This is a genomic window from Xylophilus sp. GW821-FHT01B05 (genome assembly GCA_038961845.1).
Lineage (GTDB): Bacteria > Pseudomonadota > Gammaproteobacteria > Burkholderiales > Burkholderiaceae_C > Xylophilus.
Genome location: CP152408.1, coordinates 5,622,901 through 5,640,740 on the forward strand (window position 1 = coordinate 5,622,901; position 17,840 = coordinate 5,640,740).

At 62.3% G+C, this 17,840-nt stretch carries 10 protein-coding genes, 2 tRNA genes and 2 rRNA genes; 3 read left to right on the forward strand and 11 right to left on the reverse strand.

The features are described 5' to 3' along the window. Positions 1–38: 38 nt before the first annotated feature. The 6 genes from AAFF27_26230 to AAFF27_26255 all read right to left on the reverse strand — a co-directional run bounded on the left by AAFF27_26230 (position 39) and on the right by AAFF27_26255 (position 7,860). A 23S ribosomal RNA gene (locus AAFF27_26230) occupies positions 39–2,918 on the reverse strand. 323 nt (positions 2,919–3,241) lie between these two features. Continuing rightward, positions 3,242–3,317: transfer RNA gene (locus AAFF27_26235), tRNA-Ala, on the reverse strand. Positions 3,318–3,331: 14 nt separating this feature from the next. Further along, positions 3,332–3,408 (reverse strand) — tRNA-Ile (locus AAFF27_26240). A 100-nt stretch (positions 3,409–3,508) separates the two neighbouring features. Then, a 16S ribosomal RNA gene (locus AAFF27_26245) occupies positions 3,509–5,041 on the reverse strand. Together the 16S and 23S rRNA genes with 2 tRNA genes alongside form the textbook arrangement of a ribosomal RNA operon. A gap of 659 nt (positions 5,042–5,700) precedes the next feature. Further along, positions 5,701–6,654, reverse strand: coding sequence for a glutathione synthase (gshB, locus tag AAFF27_26250; protein XAH23435.1), 954 nt, complete (start codon positions 6,652–6,654; stop codon positions 5,701–5,703). 27 nt (positions 6,655–6,681) lie between these two features. Then, positions 6,682–7,860 (reverse strand): benzoate/H(+) symporter BenE family transporter, encoded by a 1,179-nt coding sequence (locus AAFF27_26255; GenBank protein ID XAH23436.1) that lies wholly within the window; start codon positions 7,858–7,860, stop codon positions 6,682–6,684. Positions 7,861–7,944: 84 nt separating this feature from the next. Here AAFF27_26255 and AAFF27_26260 point away from each other — a divergent pair, with 84 nt between their 5' ends. After that, complete coding sequence (locus AAFF27_26260; GenBank protein ID XAH23437.1) at positions 7,945–8,868, forward strand: polysaccharide deacetylase family protein; 924 nt, start codon at positions 7,945–7,947, stop codon at positions 8,866–8,868. A 61-nt stretch (positions 8,869–8,929) separates the two neighbouring features. Here AAFF27_26260 and AAFF27_26265 read toward each other — a convergent pair whose 3' ends face one another. From AAFF27_26265 to AAFF27_26275, 3 genes are all read right to left on the reverse strand, one after another. Beyond that, positions 8,930–10,801 (reverse strand): potassium transporter Kup, encoded by a 1,872-nt coding sequence (locus AAFF27_26265; GenBank protein XAH23438.1) that lies wholly within the window; start codon positions 10,799–10,801, stop codon positions 8,930–8,932. A 177-nt stretch (positions 10,802–10,978) separates the two neighbouring features. Then, on the reverse strand, positions 10,979–12,274 hold the full coding sequence (gene gshA / locus AAFF27_26270) for a glutamate--cysteine ligase (protein ID XAH23439.1): 1,296 nt from the start codon (positions 12,272–12,274) through the stop codon (positions 10,979–10,981). 118 nt (positions 12,275–12,392) lie between these two features. After that, complete coding sequence (locus AAFF27_26275; protein ID XAH23440.1) at positions 12,393–13,673, reverse strand: glutamate-5-semialdehyde dehydrogenase; 1,281 nt, start codon at positions 13,671–13,673, stop codon at positions 12,393–12,395. A 69-nt stretch (positions 13,674–13,742) separates the two neighbouring features. Here AAFF27_26275 and AAFF27_26280 point away from each other — a divergent pair, with 69 nt between their 5' ends. Next, complete coding sequence (locus AAFF27_26280; GenBank protein XAH23441.1) at positions 13,743–14,477, forward strand: ABC transporter substrate-binding protein; 735 nt, start codon at positions 13,743–13,745, stop codon at positions 14,475–14,477. On the opposite strand, the gene AAFF27_26285 is transcribed toward AAFF27_26280, so the two are convergent. Further along, complete coding sequence (locus AAFF27_26285; protein ID XAH23442.1) at positions 14,478–15,911, reverse strand: sensor histidine kinase; 1,434 nt, start codon at positions 15,909–15,911, stop codon at positions 14,478–14,480. After that, positions 15,904–16,575: a response regulator gene (locus tag AAFF27_26290; GenBank protein ID XAH23443.1), complete on the reverse strand. Its 672-nt coding sequence runs from the start codon at positions 16,573–16,575 to the stop codon at positions 15,904–15,906. Before AAFF27_26290 ends, AAFF27_26285 begins: the two co-directional genes overlap by 8 nt. A 208-nt stretch (positions 16,576–16,783) precedes the next feature. Here AAFF27_26290 and phnD point away from each other — a divergent pair, with 208 nt between their 5' ends. Then, positions 16,784–17,776: a phosphate/phosphite/phosphonate ABC transporter substrate-binding protein gene (gene phnD / locus AAFF27_26295; protein XAH23444.1), complete on the forward strand. Its 993-nt coding sequence runs from the start codon at positions 16,784–16,786 to the stop codon at positions 17,774–17,776. Positions 17,777–17,840: the final 64 nt, after the last annotated feature.

Consider the following 17,840-nt stretch of genomic DNA (forward strand, 5'->3'; position numbering starts at 1 on the left):
AACTTGGCATAACACCTTGATCTGCTGATCAAAGTTATAGGGTCAAGCCGCACGAGCAATTAGTATCAGTTAGCTTAACGCATTACTGCGCTTCCACACCTGACCTATCAACGTCCTGGTCTAGAACGACTCTTCAGGGGGCTCAAGGCCCCGGCAGATCTCATCTTGAAACGAGTTTCCCGCTTAGATGCTTTCAGCGGTTATCTCTTCCACACTTAGCTACTCGGCAATGCCACTGGCGTGACAACCGATACACCAGAGGTGTGTCCACTCCGGTCCTCTCGTACTAGGAGCAGGCTTCCTCAAATCTGCAGCGCCCACGGAAGATAGGGACCAAACTGTCTCACGACGTTTTAAACCCAGCTCACGTACCTCTTTAAATGGCGAACAGCCATACCCTTGGGACCGGCTACAGCCCCAGGATGAGATGAGCCGACATCGAGGTGCCAAACACCGCCGTCGATATGAACTCTTGGGCGGTATCAGCCTGTTATCCCCAGAGTACCTTTTATCCGTTGAGCGATGGCCCTTCCATACAGAACCACCGGATCACTATGTCCTGCTTTCGCATCTGCTCGACTTGTCAGTCTCGCAGTTAAGCACGCTTATGCCATTGCACTATTATCACGATGTCCGACCGTAACTAGCGTACCTTCGAACTCCTCCGTTACACTTTGGGAGGAGACCGCCCCAGTCAAACTGCCTACCATGCACTGTCCCCGATCCAGATAATGGACCTAGGTTAGAACCTCAAACGCACCAGGGTGGTATTTCAACGTTGGCTCCATGTGATCTAGCGACCACACTTCAAAGCCTCCCACCTATCCTACACAGATCCGTTCAAAGTCCAATACAAAGCTACAGTAAAGGTTCATGGGGTCTTTCCGTCTTTCCGCGGGGAGATTGCATCATCACAAACATTTCAACTTCGCTGAGTCTCAGGAGGAGACAGTGTGGCCATCGTTACGCCATTCGTGCAGGTCGGAACTTACCCGACAAGGAATTTCGCTACCTTAGGACCGTTATAGTTACGGCCGCCGTTTACTGGGACTTCAATCAAGAGCTTGCACCCCATCATTTAATCTTCCAGCACCGGGCAGGCGTCACACCCTATACGTCCACTTTCGTGTTTGCAGAGTGCTGTGTTTTTAATAAACAGTCGCAGCCACCGATTTTTTGCAACCTCATTGGGCTCCAGGAGTAAATCCCTTCACCTACTAAAGGCACACCTTCTTCCGAAGTTACGGTGTCAATTTGCCGAGTTCCTTCTCCTGAGTTCTCTCAAGCGCCTTAGAATACTCATCTCGCGCACCAGTGTCGGTTTGCGGTACGGTCGTGTGTAGCTGAAGCTTAGTGGCTTTTCCTGGAAGCAGGGTATCACTCACTTCGTCTGCAAGCAGACTCGTTATCACCCCTCATCTAAGCCCGGCGGATTTGCCTACCGGGCACGACTACAGGCTTGAACCAACATATCCAACAGTTGGCTGAGCTAACCTTCTCCGTCCCCACATCGCACTACACATCGGTACAGGAATATTGACCTGTTTCCCATCAGCTACGCATCTCTGCCTCGCCTTAGGGGCCGACTCACTCTACGCCGATGAACGTTGCGTAGAAAACCTTGCGCTTACGGCGAGGGGGCTTTTCACCCCCTTTAACGCTACTCATGTCAGCATTCGCACTTCTGATACCTCCAGCGCGCTTTACAACGCACCTTCACAGGCTTACAGAACGCTCTCCTACCACTTGCAATAAATTGCAAATCCGCAGCTTCGGTAACTGGCTTAGCCCCGTTACATCTTCCGCGCAGGACGACTCGATCAGTGAGCTATTACGCTTTCTTTAAATGATGGCTGCTTCTAAGCCAACATCCTGACTGTTTTAGCCTTCCCACTTCGTTTCCCACTTAGCCAATTTTAGGGACCTTAGCTGGCGGTCTGGGTTGTTTCCCTCTTGAGTCCGGACGTTAGCACCCGGTGCTCTGTCTCCCGCGCTGTACTCTTCGGTATTCGGAGTTTGCCTTGGTTTGGTAAGTCGCCATGACCCCCTAGCCAAAACAGTGCTCTACCCCCGAAGGTAATACGCGAGGCACTACCTAAATAGTTTTCGGAGAGAACCAGCTATTTCCAAGTTTGTTTAGCCTTTCACCCCTATCCACAGCTCATCCGCTAGTTTTGCAACACTAGTCGGTTCGGACCTCCAGTACCTGTTACGGCACCTTCATCCTGGCCATGGATAGATCACTTGGTTTCGGGTCTACACCCAGCGACTGGACGCCCTATTCGGACTCGATTTCTCTACGGCTTCCCTATTCGGTTAACCTTGCCACTGAATGTAAGTCGCTGACCCATTATACAAAAGGTACGCAGTCACCCCTTACGAGGCTCCTACTTTTTGTAAGCATGCGGTTTCAGGATCTATTTCACTCCCCTCCCGGGGTTCTTTTCGCCTTTCCCTCACGGTACTAGTTCACTATCGGTCAATGATGAGTATTTAGCCTTGGAGGATGGTCCCCCCATATTCAGACAGGATTACACGTGTCCCGCCCTACTTTTCGTTAGCTCAGTACCACACGTCTCTTTTCGCATACAGGGCTATCACCTGCTATGGCCGGCATTTCCAAACCGTTTTGCTAAGAGTCGTGCTATCACTAACAGGCTTTTCCGATTTCGCTCGCCACTACTTTCGGAATCTCGGTTGATGTCTTTTCCTCGAGCTACTGAGATGTTTCAGTTCACCCGGTTCGCCTCGCATACCTATGTATTCAGTATGCGATACCCTTTCAGGTGGGTTTCCCCATTCGGAAATCTCCGGATCAAAGCTAATTTGCCAGCTCCCCGAAGCTTATCGCAGGCTATCACGTCCTTCGTCGCCTATCATTGCCAAGGCATCCACCACATGCTCTTATTCACTTGACCCTATAACTTTGACTTCTCTTGCGAGACTCCAAAGCACATCAAGGAATTGCCAGGTCTTTCACCTGGCGCGTTATGCCGTATGAAGCTTTCGCTTCGATACTTGAATTTCAGACAAGTCTGATATTCGTTTTGACGCAATCAAAAATTCATGCTGCTAACGGCACGGTGGGCTTTCGCCCTTTCCGCTAGCAGCGCTGATTCGACTCTATGAATTTTTAAAGAACAGCCGATTGATTACACGATGGCAATCAACAACAAAGAAGCCTCATGCATTGCACAAAGCCGCTTTGGTGTTGAAACACAATAAGATAAAAACAAGATGTTGGTGGAGGATGACGGGATCGAACCGACGACCCCCTGCTTGCAAAGCAGGTGCTCTCCCAGCTGAGCTAATCCCCCAAGGATCGACGGAATGGTGGGTCTGGTTGGATTCGAACCAACGACCCCCGCCTTATCAAGACGGTGCTCTAACCAACTGAGCTACAGACCCAAGCCGGCCACTAGAGGCTCAGACTCGATCCAAGCCGCTGGCGACAACCTTTTCCAACAACCGATAAGTGTGGGCGTTCAAATTAGACCGCAGTTTCCAGAAAGGAGGTGATCCAGCCGCACCTTCCGATACGGCTACCTTGTTACGACTTCACCCCAGTCACGAACCCTGCCGTGGTAATCGCCCTCCTTGCGGTTAGGCTAACTACTTCTGGCAGAACCCGCTCCCATGGTGTGACGGGCGGTGTGTACAAGACCCGGGAACGTATTCACCGTGACATTCTGATCCACGATTACTAGCGATTCCGACTTCACGCAGTCGAGTTGCAGACTGCGATCCGGACTACGACTGGCTTTATGGGATTAGCTCCCCCTCGCGGGTTGGCAACCCTTTGTACCAGCCATTGTATGACGTGTGTAGCCCCACCTATAAGGGCCATGAGGACTTGACGTCATCCCCACCTTCCTCCGGTTTGTCACCGGCAGTCTCATTAGAGTGCCCAACTAAATGTAGCAACTAATGACAAGGGTTGCGCTCGTTGCGGGACTTAACCCAACATCTCACGACACGAGCTGACGACAGCCATGCAGCACCTGTGTTATGGCTCTCTTTCGAGCACTAAGCCATCTCTGGCAAATTCCATACATGTCAAAGGTGGGTAAGGTTTTTCGCGTTGCATCGAATTAAACCACATCATCCACCGCTTGTGCGGGTCCCCGTCAATTCCTTTGAGTTTCAACCTTGCGGCCGTACTCCCCAGGCGGTCAACTTCACGCGTTAGCTTCGTTACTGAGTCAGTGAAGACCCAACAACCAGTTGACATCGTTTAGGGCGTGGACTACCAGGGTATCTAATCCTGTTTGCTCCCCACGCTTTCGTGCATGAGCGTCAGTGCAGGCCCAGGGGATTGCCTTCGCCATCGGTGTTCCTCCGCATATCTACGCATTTCACTGCTACACGCGGAATTCCATCCCCCTCTGCCGCACTCCAGCGATGCAGTCACAAATGCAGTTCCCAGGTTGAGCCCGGGGATTTCACATCTGTCTTACATCACCGCCTGCGCACGCTTTACGCCCAGTAATTCCGATTAACGCTTGCACCCTACGTATTACCGCGGCTGCTGGCACGTAGTTAGCCGGTGCTTATTCTTACGGTACCGTCATGGACCCTCTTTATTAGAAAGAGTCTTTTCGTTCCGTACAAAAGCAGTTTACAACCCGAAGGCCTTCATCCTGCACGCGGCATGGCTGGATCAGGCTTGCGCCCATTGTCCAAAATTCCCCACTGCTGCCTCCCGTAGGAGTCTGGGCCGTGTCTCAGTCCCAGTGTGGCTGGTCGTCCTCTCAGACCAGCTACAGATCGTCGGCTTGGTGAGCCTTTACCCCACCAACTACCTAATCTGCCATCGGCCGCTCCGTCCGCGCAAGGTCTTGCGATCCCCTGCTTTCATCCGTAGATCGTATGCGGTATTAGCACAGCTTTCGCTGCGTTATCCCCCACGATCGGGCACGTTCCGATGTATTACTCACCCGTTCGCCACTCGTCAGCATCCGAAGACCTGTTACCGTTCGACTTGCATGTGTAAGGCATGCCGCCAGCGTTCAATCTGAGCCAGGATCAAACTCTACAGTTCGATCTTGATTTTTGCGTCCAACCTCGCGGTTGAACAAAACTCATAAAAAAAGAAATTGAAGTGAACTTCACTTCTATTCTCATGAGCGTTTAAAAGTCTTGCGACTTAGTTCCAAAGAACTTGGCAGTCACCTTCAAACGCCCACGCTTATCGGCTGTATATTTTTAATGATCCCAGAAAACAAACCAAAACACCTCAGCGTCTCAATCCATCTTCTTAACCTCGCTGCGATCAGCGAAGCCTTGAATTCTAGCACGGCTTTTTAAGTACCGTCAAACTTTTTTCTCAACCACCTTCGATTCGCTTTGATCAGCACCGCCTTGCGGCAACATCAATCTCACCAACCGTTTTAGCTGAGCCTTCGATTCTAGCACGAGTTTTTCAACTCAACCACAATCTTTTTGCTCCGACTTCTCAGTCAATCCGCTTTGCAGCAATTAACCAATCCACCGTTTTTAGCAGAGCCTTCGATTATATACCGCTTTTGCGTTACTACTGAAATGATATTTGAATCTCTTCAAAATCTAATCAGCAACTAATCCAAGGCCTTGCCCACTTCACGACTTCCAACCAACCCTTCTCAGGGCAGCTCTCAGTAGCGAAGCCCTCGACTATAGCACGGGAAGTTTGGCGTGCACAAGGCCCACGAAGGGGCCTGCTCAAGCCCCTGCCAGGGAGGCCTCCAGTGCGTCGACGAACATGGCTGCGACATCGAAGCCGGCTTGCTGCTGGATCTCTTGGAAGCAGGTGGGGCTGGTGACGTTGATTTCGGTGACTTTGTCGCCGATGACGTCCAGGCCGATCAGCAACAGGCCGCGCGCGAACAGGGCCGGGCCCAGGGCTTCGGCGATTTCACGGTCTCTATTGGTAAGAGGCCGAGCCACGCCTTTGCCACCGGCCGCCAGGTTGCCGCGCACTTCTCCGCCCTGGGGGATGCGCGCCAGGCAGTACGGTGCGGGTTTGCCGCCGATGATCAGGATGCGCTTGTCGCCCTCTGCGATGGCCGGCAGGAATTTCTGGACCATCACCGTTTGCGCGCCGTCGCGGTTCAGGGTTTCGGTGATGGAGCCCAGGTTCAGGCCGTCGTCCTTGACGCGGAAGATGCCCATGCCGCCCATGCCGTCGAGCGGCTTCAGGATGATGTCGCGGTGCTCGGCGTGGAAGGCGCGGATGGCGTCGGCGCTACGGGTCACCAGCGTGGGGCCGATGAACTGCGGAAACTCCATGATGGCGAGCTTCTCTGGATGGTCGCGCAGTGCACGCGGCTTGTTGAAGACGCGCGCGCCTTCGCGCTCGGCCTGCTCGAGCAGATGGGTGGCGTAGAAGTATTCGGAGTCGAAGGGCGGATCCTTGCGCATCAGGACGGCGCCGAAGCTGTTCAGCGCCTGGGGCTGCGCAACCGCTTCTGCGCTGAACCAGTTCACTGCGTCGCCAGTGAGGCGCAGGTTCTGCACGACCGCCGTGACCTGGCCGCCGCTTTGCCAGGCCAGGTCTTGCGGGCCGCAGGCCGCCAGCGTGTGGCCGCGCCGCTGCAGCTCTCGCATCATGGCGAACGTGGTGTCCTTGTAGATCTTGAAGGTGTCGAGCGGATCGGCGATGAACAGGATGTGCATGGTGCGGCAGCAAGTGGTGGCGCGCAGTCAGGAGCGCTGCGGCCGGGCCCGGTATTGTTGTACGAAGAGCGCAATCGCGCCTGCGACCACGCCCCAGAAGGCTGAGCCGATGCCGGCTATTGCGACGCCACTGAGCGTGACGAGGAAAGTAATGGTGGCGGCTTCGCGGTGAGTGTCGTCGCGCAGGGCCGATGCCAGCCCGCCGCCGATGGTGCCGAGCAAGGCCAGCCCGGCGATGGCCGCCACCAGTTCTGGGGGGAAGGCGGTGAGCAAGCCGGTGACAGCCGCGCCAAAGATGCCGATCAATACATAGAGTGCGCCGCAGCACACGGCGGCGGTGTAGCGGCGCGCCGGGTCAGGATGCGCCTCGCGGCCCATGCAGATGGCCGCGGTGATGGCGCTCAGGTTCAGCGCAAAGGCGCCGAAGGGCGCGAGCACCAGGGTGACCAGGCCGGTGAGGGTGATGACCTTGGAGACCGGCATGCTGTAGCCAGCGGCGCGGATGGCCGCGACACCAGGCAGGTTCTGCGATGCCATGGTGACCACAAACAGCGGCAGCGCCAGGCTGATGACGGCCTGCCAATGGAATGCCGGTGCGATGAAGACCGGTTTTGCCAGGTCAAAATGCCACTGAGCCGAGACCAGGTCTCCGCGTATAGCTACGAAAACAATAGCGACCAACAACGTGACCGGCACGGCATAGCGCGGCGCGAGCCGGCGCGCCAGCAGATAGGCCAGCAGCATGCTGCCGACCAGCGGCAGCGCCGTGCCGGCGGCGGCAAAGGCCTGCAGGCCGAAGCGCGCGAGCACGCCGGCCAGCAGGGCCGAGGCGATGGCGACGGGGATGCGGTTCATGACGCGTTCGAACCAGCCGGTGGCGCCAACCAGCACCACCAGCGCGGCGCTGACCAGAAAGGCGCCAACGGCATCGTTCAAGCCAAAGCCGCTGCCCGCGACGGCCAGCACGGCGGCGCCCGGCGTGCTCCAGGCAACCATCACCGGCTGGCGCCACCAGAGCGAGGGCAGGGCCGAGCACAGGCCCATGCCCAGGCCCAGCGCCCACATCCATGAGCTGATCACCTCAGACCCGGCGCCAAAGGCGCGCGCGGCCTGGAACACGATGGCGACCGAGCTGGTGAAACCCACCAGTACCGCCACAAAACCGGCGGTGGCCGCCGACAAACTCAGATCCCTGAAGAACCGCATGTCTCCATCTCCCCCTTATATGAAGGGCGCCATTGTGCGAGCAGGGCATGTCTCTTGCTGAACCCGCAGCGACTGGAGATACCTGTGCCCAATCCAACGTTTACCGGAGCCTTGCCGCACCACGGCCGTTTTGGCTATGCGCCGATCACGCGCCGCCCCGACTACGCCTGGCCGGGCGGCGCGCGGCTGGCGGTGTACCTGGGCTTCAATATTGAGCACTTTGCCTTTGGCGAGGGGCTGGGCGCCAACATCGGGCCAGCGTCGCCGCAGCCCGACGTGCTCAATTACACGTGGCGCGAATACGGCAACCGCGTCGGCGCCTGGCGCTGCCTGGAGCTGTTCGATCAATTGGGCCTGCCAGCCGGCGCACTTATCAATACCGCGCTGTATGCGCATTGCCCGGAACTGGTGGCGGCGCTGGTGGCGCGCGGCGATGAGCTGATCGGCCATGGCCACAGCAATGCCGAGCGCCAGGGCGCGCTGGACGAGGCGGGCGAGCGCGCCCTGCTGGCGCACTGCCGCAGCCGCATCGCCACGGAGAGCGGCCAGGCGCCGGATGGCTGGCTGTCGCCGTGGATATCCGAGACCCCGCGTACGCCCGATCTGCTGGCCGAGACCGGCTACCGCTACACGCTGAACTGGTGCCACGACGACCAGCCCGTGCCGATGCGCACCCGCGGCGGCCAGCGCCTGTGGTCGGTGCCCTACCCGCAGGAGCTCAACGACATCCCGGCGATCGTGCACCGCCAGATGGATGCGGCGGCGTTTACCGCCATGGTGATCGACAACTTCGACGAGATGCGCCTGCAGTCACAGGCGCAACCGCTGGTGATGGGGCTGGCGCTGCATCCCTACATCGTCGGCCAGCCCTACCGGCTGCGCCACCTGCGCCGCGCGCTGGAGCACCTGGCGCGGGCCCGGGATGCGGGCGACATCTGGTTCACCACGCCTGGCGCGATCTGCCGCCATGTGGATGCCCTGGCTGCCGAGCGGCCCGGGGAATTTTGATGAAATACGCCTCTAGCCCAGGCACAGCCTGGGCTATTAGCTACTTATTTAATAGCACCACTCAGATTTCGATCTTCGACCCCAGCTCCACCACCGCGTTGTTGGGCAGGTGCAGGAAGTCGGCCGCGCCGCTGGCATTGCGGTGCATCTGGGCAAACAGTTTCTCGCGCCAAGGCGCCATGCCGCGGCCCATGGTGGGGATCACGGTGTCGCGCGAGAGGAAGTAGCTGACCACCATCGGCTCCATGTCGCAGCCGCGCCCGCTCAGTTGCGACAGCGCCTTGGGCAGGTCCGGGTCATTCTTGAAGCCGTAGTGCACCACCACCTGCCAGCAGTCATGGCCAAGCGGCTCGACTTCCAGCCGGCGGTCCAGGCCGATCCAGGGCTTCTCGTGGTTGCGCACCGTGACGAACAGGTTCTGCGCATGCAGCACCTTGTTGTGCTTGAGGTTGTGGAGCAGCGCATTGGGCACGGCGCCCGGCTCGGCGGTGAGGAACACCGCCGTGCCCTCGACCCGGGTCGGCGGGCTGACAAAGACCGCGTCGAGGAAGCCGGGCAGGTCGATCGCGTCGGCGTGCATCTTCTCGTTGAGCAGCTCGCGGCCACGCTTCCAGGTCATCATCAATGTGAAGACGCAGCCCCCGATCAACAGCGGGAACCAGCCGCCGATGAACAGCTTGAGCAGGTTGGAGCTGAAGAACGCCAGGTCGATGACAAAGAACGCGCCGGTGGCGGCGATGCACAGCGGCAGCGGGTACTTCCAGCCGTAGCGGATCACGAAGAAGGTCAGGATGGTGGTGATCAGCATGTCCAGCGTCACCGCAATGCCATAGGCCGCCGCCAGGTTGCTGGACGAACGGAAGGTCACCACGGCCAGTACGATGGCCACGAACAGCCCCCAGTTGACGAAGGGGATGTAGATCTGCCCGGCCTCGCGCACGCTGGTGTGCTGGATATTGAGGCGCGGCAGGTAGCCCAGCTGGATCACCTGCTTGGTGATGCTGAAGGCGCCCGAGATCAGCGCCTGCGAGGCGATCACGGTGGCCATGGTGGCCAGCAGCACCAGCGGGATCAGCGCCCATTCGGGCGCCATGCGAAAGAACGGGTTCTGCACCGCGCTTGGGTCGGCCAGCAGCAGCGCGCCCTGGCCAAAGTAATTGAGCGTGAGTGCCGGCATGGCCACGGCGAACCAGGCCAGGCGGATCGGCCGCTTGCCGAAGTGGCCCAGGTCGGCGTAGAGCGCCTCGGCGCCGGTCACGCACAGCACCATCGCGCCCAGGATGATGAAAGTGATCAGCGGCTGGTGCCAGATGAAGAGCAGCGCGTAATAGGGGTTGAGCGCCTTCAGAATCTCGGGGTGGCCAGCGATGTGCATCACGCCCAGCGCCGCAATGACGATGAACCAGGTGAGCGTAATCGGCCCGAAGAACTTGCCGATGCCGCCAGTGCCGCGCTTTTGCACCGCAAACAGCGCAAACAGCACCACCAGCGTCAGCGGGATCACGTAGTTGCGGAATTCAGGCGACACCACCTCCAGGCCTTCCACCGCCGACAGCACCGAGATCGCCGGGGTGATGACGCCGTCGCCATAGAACAGCGAGGTGCCAAAGATGCCCACCACCAGCAGCACGCGGCGCAGCCGGGGCTTGTCTTTTACCGCCTGCGAGGCCAGCGCCAGCATGGCCACCAGCCCGCCTTCGCCGTTGTTGTCGGCCCGCAGCACCAGCACCACGTACTTGAGCGAGACGATGACCACCAATGTCCAGAAGAACATGGACAGCACGCCATAGATGCTCTCGTGGTTGAACGGCACGTGCCCGGCATGGAACACCTCCCGCATCGCATAGAGCACGCTGGTGCCGATGTCGCCGTAGACGACGCCGATGGCGCCCAGGGTCAGAGCCGGGAGGGTCGATTTGGAGGTAGCGGACACGAAGCGCGGGTGCGGCGGCCACCCTTGCGTGGCGACGGGCCGAAAGTCTTGCCGCGTCGACGGGGCAGGCCGTCCTGGTTGCTGGGGGACCGCCATTGTGCGCCCAGGCGCCCCAAAACCATGCGTCGGCAGCGGCGGATGTTGCAGCGCAACAACCCGTCCGGCGCCGGTGCAGGGCTATTCGTAGATCTCGGCTTCGGGGTTGGTGGCCTCAAGCTCGTAGCTGGCCGCCAGCATGGCCAGCCGGCCGATCACGCCGTACATATAGAAACGATTGGGCGCATCGGCGGCCGATTTGCCGCCCGGCTGCAGCAGGTGGGCGCTGTCGTCGAACTCCAGCGGCTGGAAGCTGGCGCCGGGCGCGTTGAGGTTCTCGTCCACGCCGCGCTCGCCGTGCACCCGGTAGAAGCCGCCGACCACGTAGCGGTCCATCATGTAGACCACCGGCTCGGCCACGCTCTCGCCGATGCGCTCGTTGGTCAGCACGCCTTCCTGGATGATCACGTTGCTGACCGCCTGGCCGTCCTTGATGACGCCCATCTTGTTCTTGGCCTTGCGCGTCAGCGCGTCCAGGTCCTTGGCGTCGCGCACCGTCATGATGCCCATGCCGTAGGTGCCGTTGTCGGCCTTGACCACCACAAACGGCTTCTCGTTGATGCCGTATTCCTTGTACTTGCGCTTGATCTTGGCCAGCAGGGTGTCGACATTGCTGGTCAGGCAGTCCATGCCCGAGCCGTCGGAGAAATCGACCTCGCCGCACTTGCCGAACATCGGGTTGATCAGCCACGGGTCTATGCCCAGCAGCTTGCCAAAGCGCTTGGACACCTCTTCGTAGCTCTGGAAGTGGTTGCTCTTGCGGCGCACCGACCAGCCCGCGTGCAGCGGCGGCAGCAGGTACTGCTCGTGCAGGTCTTCCAGGATGCCGGGGGCGCCAGCCGACAGGTCGTTGTTCAGCAGGATGGTGCAGGGATCGAAATCCTTCAGCCCCAGCCGGTGCTGCGAGCGGATCACCGGCTCCAGCGTGACGCGGCCGCCATTGGGCAGGTCGACCACGGTGGATTCCTTGACCTCCGGGCTGATCGAGCCCACGCGCACATTGAGCCCGGCCATGTGGAAGATGCGCACCAGTTGCGCCACGTTCTGCAGGTAGAACACGTTGCGCGTGTGGTTCTCGGGGATCACCAGCAGGTTGCGCGCCTCGGGGCAGATCTTCTCGATGGCGGCCATCGCCGCCTGCACCGCCAGCGGCAGCATCTGCTGCGTGAGGTTGTTCCAGCCGCCGGGGAAGAGATTGGTGTCTACCGGCGCCAGCTTGAAGCCGGCATTGCGGATATCGACCGAGCTGTAGAACGGCGGCGTGTGCTCCATCCATTCAAGGCGGAACCAGCGCTCGATGGCCGGCATGGAGTCAATGACGCGTTGTTCGAGTTCGTTGATCGGGCCGGTGAGCGCCGTGATGAGATGCGGAACCATGCGGCCCTCGTGTCGTGTGTGTCGGGAAAGGCGGAGCGAATTGTAGGGATATGAGGTCACTTGCCCGGTGTGCAAGGGTAAGCACGCCGGGCTTTCATATCCGCACTCGCCAGCCCCGTCAGACGCGGATTTCGCCGTCTCCCAGCACCACCCACTTGAGCGAGGTCAGCCCCTCCAGCCCGACCGGGCCGCGGGCGTGGAACTTGTCGGTACTGATGCCGATTTCCGCCCCCAGCCCGTACTCGAAGCCATCCGCGAAGCGGGTACTCGCATTGACCATAACGCTGGCCGAATCGACCTCGCGCAAAAAACGCTGGGCATGCACGTGGTCGCGCGTGAGGATGGCGTCGGTGTGGTGGGACGAATAGCGGTTGATGTGCGCAATCGCCTCGTCCACGCCCGCCACCACCTTGACGCTGATGATGGGCGCCAGGTATTCCTCGGACCAATCCGCCTCGGTGGCGTCGGCCAATTGGGCGCCCGGCACCTCCGCCAGAATGGCGCGCGCCTCGGCGTCGCAGCGCATCTCCACGCCCTTGCCCGCGTAGACCGCACCGATCAGGGGCAGGAAGGCCGCCGCCACGCCGCGCGCCACCAGCAGGCCTTCACTGGCATTGCAGGGGCTGTACTTCTGCGTCTTGGCGTTGTCTGCCACCTTGACCGCCATGGCGATGTCACACGGGTCGTCCACATAGGTGTGGCAGTTGCCGTCCAGGTGCTTGATGACCGGCACCTTGGCCTCGCGGCTGATGCGCTCGATCAGGCTCTTGCCGCCGCGCGGGATGATCACGTCAACGTAATCGGGCATGGCAATGAGCTGGCCCACGGCCTCGCGGTCGGTGGTGGCCACCATCTGTACCGCGTCAGCCGGCAGGCCGGCCTCTTCCAGCGCCTGCTGCACCAGCACGGCCAGCGCCTTGTTGGAGTCGATCGCCTCCGAGCCGCCACGCAATATGCAGGCATTGCCGCTCTTGATCGACAGGCTGGCGGCCTCAATGGTCACATTGGGGCGGCTCTCGAAGATCATGCCAAACACGCCCAACGGCACGCGCATCTGGCCCACGCGGATGCCGCTGGGCTGCTGCTTCAGGCCGCTGAGCTCGCCGATCAGCTCCGGCATGGCGGCCAGTTGCTCGCAGCCCTGGGCCACGGTCTCTATCACCTTGGGCGTGAGGCGCAGGCGGTCCACCATGGGCGCGGCCAGGCCGGCGGCCTCGGCGCGGGTCAGGTCCTTGGCGTTTTCAGCGGCCAGCGCCGGGCCAGCCTCGCGCAGGCGCCGTGCCAGCGCCTTCAGCGCGCGGTTCTTGGTGGCGGCGTCGGCCCGCGCCATCAGGGCGGAAGCAGCCCGGGCCTGCACACCGAGGGTCTGGACGTATTCGGCAACGTTGAGAGCGTTCATGGCGGGCATTTTCTCACGCGGCCTATTTCCCCGAGGCGCTAGCATCGTCGCCTCACTCCGGGAAACGCCATGCCACTGCCAGCCGCCGTCCGCGCCGCCTTCACCCCGAAAGGCCACCTGCGCGCCTCCATCAACCTGGGCAACCCGATCCTGGCCGGCATTGATCCGGCCACTGGCGCGCCGGTCGGCGTGTCGGTCGACCTGGCGCGCGGCTTTGCTGCACAACTGGACTGCATCCTGGAGTTGGTGGTGTTCAACACCGCCGGCGAGTCGGTCGACGCGGTGACCAAGGAGCAGGCCGACATCGGCTTTTTTGCCATCGATCCGTTGCGCGGCGCCGGCATTGCCTTTACCGCAGCCTATGTGCTGATCGAAGGCAGCTACCTGGTGAAGAATGGCTCGCCCCTGCACAGCAATGCCGAGGTGGACCGCGCCGGCCAGCGCGTGGCGGTGGGCAAGGGCAGCGCCTATGACCTGTTCCTGACGCGCGAGCTGAAGGCGGCGGAGATCGTGCGCGCGCCCTCCTCGCCCGCCGTGGTCGACACCTTTCTGGCGCAAGGCCTGGAGGTCGCCGCCGGCGTGCGCCAGCAACTGGAGGCCGATGCGCGCCGCCTGCCCGGCCTGCGCCTGCTGCCGGGGCGCTTCATGGTGATCCAGCAGGCCATGGGCCTGCCCAAGGGCCGTGGCGACGCGGCCGCCACAGCGCTGGCCCGCTATGTGGAAGAGCAGAAGGCCAGCGGCTTCGTGGCTGCGGCGCTGAAGCGGCATGGCATCCAGGGTGCCTCGGTGGCGCCCGCCGCCTGATCACGGCAAAGTCAGCACCGCATCAAGCCCCTGCACCGCGCCGCCTGCGACGCGGTTCTGCAGCACCAGCGAGCCGCCCAGCGCCTGCGCCAGATCACGGCATATCGCCAGCCCCAGGCCGCTGCCGCGTGACGGGCGGTCGGTGGCGAAGGGCGTGAAGACCTGCTCCTGCATCGCCTCCGACAGCCCCGGCCCGGAATCCCAGACGGTGAGCGTGGCGCCGCCCGGCGCCGGCAGGCCAATGCGCATGCCGAGCGCCGCGCCCTCGGGGGTGAACTCGATGGCGTTCTTCAGCAGGTTGCCCAGGATCTCGCGCACCATCCAGGCGTAGCCGCTCAGCGTGGCGGCCTCGCCCTCCAGCTGGAAGTCGAGGTGGCGCTGGGCCAGCAGCGGCGACAGCTCCACCGCCACGTCCTCTGCCACGGCGCGCAGGTCGAAGGGCTCGGCCGGCTCCTGGGTGGCGGCCTGCTGCGCGCGCGCCAGCGACAGTAGCTGCTGCACCAGGCCGGTGGCCCGCCGCGTGGTGGCCGCGACGCTGGCCAGCGCCTCGCGCTCGGGCAGGTCGCCACGCAGGCCGGCGTCAGCCTGCAGTTGCAGCACGGTGAGCGGCGTGCGCAACTGGTGCGAGGCGTCGGCCACAAAGCGCCGCTGCTGCTCCTGCGCTGCGGCCAGCCGCGACAACAGGCCATTGAAGCCGGCCACCACTGGCAACAGCTCGCTCGGCGGCCGCTCCAGCAGCACCGGCGTCAGGTCGCGTGCCTGGCGCAGGTCCAGTTGCCGCGCCAGCGCCCGCGCCGGCTTGAGCGCGACCGTGGCCACGCCCCAGATCAGCAGCAGCAGGATGGACAGCAACCCCGCCTGCCGCAGCAAGGTGCCGCGCAGGATTTGCGCTGCCAGCCGGGTGCGGTAGGCCGAGGACTCGCCCACCTGCACCACCACCAGGCGCATGCCTTCGAAAGACTCCACCGGCTGCACCAGGGCCGCCATGCGCATGGGCTCGGTGCCCTTGACGGTGTCATAGAGCTCGATCATCGACTGGTACACCGGGTGCTGCGGCGGCCGGCCACGGTAGGGCGCCAGGTCTTCGTCGCCGGCCAGGTAGGCGCCGTCGAGAAAGCTCACGCGGTAGACCATGCGGCTGCGGCCCGGGCCGTCTTCCGGCGTGCCGCCGCCGGCGCCGGCGCCGTCGTAGATCTCCAGGGCGGCGTGCGGCAGGGTGATCTGCAGCTCGCCGCGCTCCAGCCGGATCAGATCGGCCAGCGCATGGGCCGAGGTGACCAGCAGCCGGTCGAAGGCCAGTTGCGCGGTCTGCAGTGCGGCGCGGTAGTTGGCATAGGCGTCCAGCGCCAGGAAGACGACCAGCGGCGCCACCAGCCAGAGCAGCAGCCGGCTGCGCAGCGAGCGCGGCCGCGCCAGCCCTTGCGCATCAGGCATGGCCGCGCGCTTCCTGCACCAGGTAGCCGACGCCGCGCAGCGTGGTGATCTGCACGCCGGTATGGGCCAGCTTCTTGCGCAGGCGGTGCACCACGACCTCGATGGCATCGGCCTGGGCCGGCGGCTCCTGGCCAAAGGCCAGCACCGTCAGGCGCTGCTTGGTCATGGCGTGGCCAGGGCGGTCCATCAGCGCGGCCAGCAGGGCGCTTTCGCGCGGCGTGAGTTCGAGCGGGCTCTGGCCCAGGTAGAAGGCCCCCGAGCCGCGCTCGTAGCGCAGCTCGCCGCAGCGCGGCGCCTCCATGCCGCCCGAGCGGCGCACCAGCGCGCGCAGGCGGGCGTCGAGCTCGTCCAGGTCAAACGGCTTGGGCAGGTAGTCGTCTGCGCCCGCCTGGAGCCCGGCAATGCGGTCGCCCACCGCGCCGCGTGCGGTCAGCACCAGCACCGGCACGGTCAGCCCGCGGCCGCGCAGGCGCTGCAGCAGTTGCAGGCCGTCGATGCCGGGAATGCCCAGGTCCAGCATGACGACATCGAAGCGGCCGTTCTGCAGCAGCTCCAGCGCGCTCACGCCGTCGTTGCAGTGGGTCAGCTCGAAGCCGCGCCGGCTCAGCACCCGCACCAGGGCGCCGCTCAGGTCGAAATCGTCTTCCACCAGCAGCAGCTTCATCGGGTCGGGTCCAGGAAAGGGAGAGGGGCGGGAGCGGTCGGGGCCATGCCGGATCATCCGGGCGCCGCGCCATGCATGCGTCCCCGGGCAAGTACCAGGGTATTTTGCAAGCAGTTTGAAAGCCCCCTGAAGGCTGAGCGAAAGGCGCGGCCCCCAGCGCCGGCTGCGCTGCCTATAGTCCGCAGCGTTTACCAACCAAAGGACTGGCATGAAAAAAATAACCGCCGGCAAGATCGCCGCCTCCACCGCCCTGCTGCTGGGCGCCGCCGGTGCATTTGCGCAGGACGCCTGCGCCTACCGCGGCGACCTGGACGCCGCCTACTGCGACGCCAACCGCGACCTGGTGGCCGACACCCCGACCGACCCGAAGAAGCTGCGCAACCCGTCCACCCTGGTGTTCGCCTTCACGCCGGTGGAAGACCCCGCCATCTACGAAAAGCTGTTCCGCCCCTTCATGGGCCACCTGTCGCAGTGCCTGGACAAGAAAGTGGTGTTCTTCGCCGTGCAGTCCAATGCCGCGCAGATCGAGGCCATGCGCTCGGGCCGGCTGCACATGGCGGCGTTCTCGCCGGGCCCGGTGAACTTTGCCGTGAACCTGGCCGGCGCCGTGCCCTTTGCCATCCGTGGCAACAGCGAGGGCTCGGTCGGCATGAACCTGCAGATGATCGTGCGCAAGGACAGCCCGTTCCAGAAGATTGCCGACCTCAAGGGCAAGAAGATCGCGCACACCTCGCCCTCGTCCAACTCGGGCAACCTGGCGCCGCGCGCGCTGTTCCCGGCCATCGGCCTGACGCCCGACACCGACTACAAGGTGGTCTATTCGGGCAAGCACGACCAGTCGATCCTGGGCGTGAAGTCGGGCGACTACGACGCGGCACCGGTGGCCAGCGACGTGCTGCAGCACATGACCGAGCGCGGCGTGGTCAAGGCCGACGACTTCCGGGTGCTCTACACCAGCGACAAGTTCCCGACCGACGCCTACGCCTACGCGCACAACCTCGAACCGGCGCTGCAAAGCAAGATCAAGCAGTGCTTCTACGAGTACAAGGTGCCGGCCGAAATGGCCAAGGGCCTGGGCGGCGACCGCTTCCTGCCGATCAGCTACCAGAAGGACTGGGAGCTGGTGCGCAAGGTGGCGACCTCTGCCGGTGAGTCCTTCACCCGCGACGCCTACGACAAGGCCGCCTCCGGCAAGAAGTAAGCCGGCCACGGCCACCACCCACAGACCGCGCCGCGTGCGCGGTCTTGCCGCTTCCCGCCGCCAT

What these genes read in the sequence shown, in the direction of transcription:
- gshB (XAH23435.1), bottom strand. Translation starts at nt 6,654, where the DNA reads ATGCACATCCTGTTCATCGCCGATCCGCTCGACACCTTCAAGATCTAC.
- AAFF27_26255 (XAH23436.1), bottom strand. Translation starts at nt 7,860, where the DNA reads ATGCGGTTCTTCAGGGATCTGAGTTTGTCGGCGGCCACCGCCGGTTTT.
- phnD (XAH23444.1), top strand. Translation starts at nt 16,784, where the DNA reads ATGAAAAAAATAACCGCCGGCAAGATCGCCGCCTCCACCGCCCTGCTG.
- gshA (XAH23439.1), bottom strand. Translation starts at nt 12,274, where the DNA reads ATGGTTCCGCATCTCATCACGGCGCTCACCGGCCCGATCAACGAACTC.
- AAFF27_26275 (XAH23440.1), bottom strand. Translation starts at nt 13,673, where the DNA reads ATGAACGCTCTCAACGTTGCCGAATACGTCCAGACCCTCGGTGTGCAG.
- AAFF27_26290 (XAH23443.1), bottom strand. Translation starts at nt 16,575, where the DNA reads ATGAAGCTGCTGCTGGTGGAAGACGATTTCGACCTGAGCGGCGCCCTG.
- AAFF27_26280 (XAH23441.1), top strand. Translation starts at nt 13,743, where the DNA reads ATGCCACTGCCAGCCGCCGTCCGCGCCGCCTTCACCCCGAAAGGCCAC.
- AAFF27_26285 (XAH23442.1), bottom strand. Translation starts at nt 15,911, where the DNA reads ATGCCTGATGCGCAAGGGCTGGCGCGGCCGCGCTCGCTGCGCAGCCGG.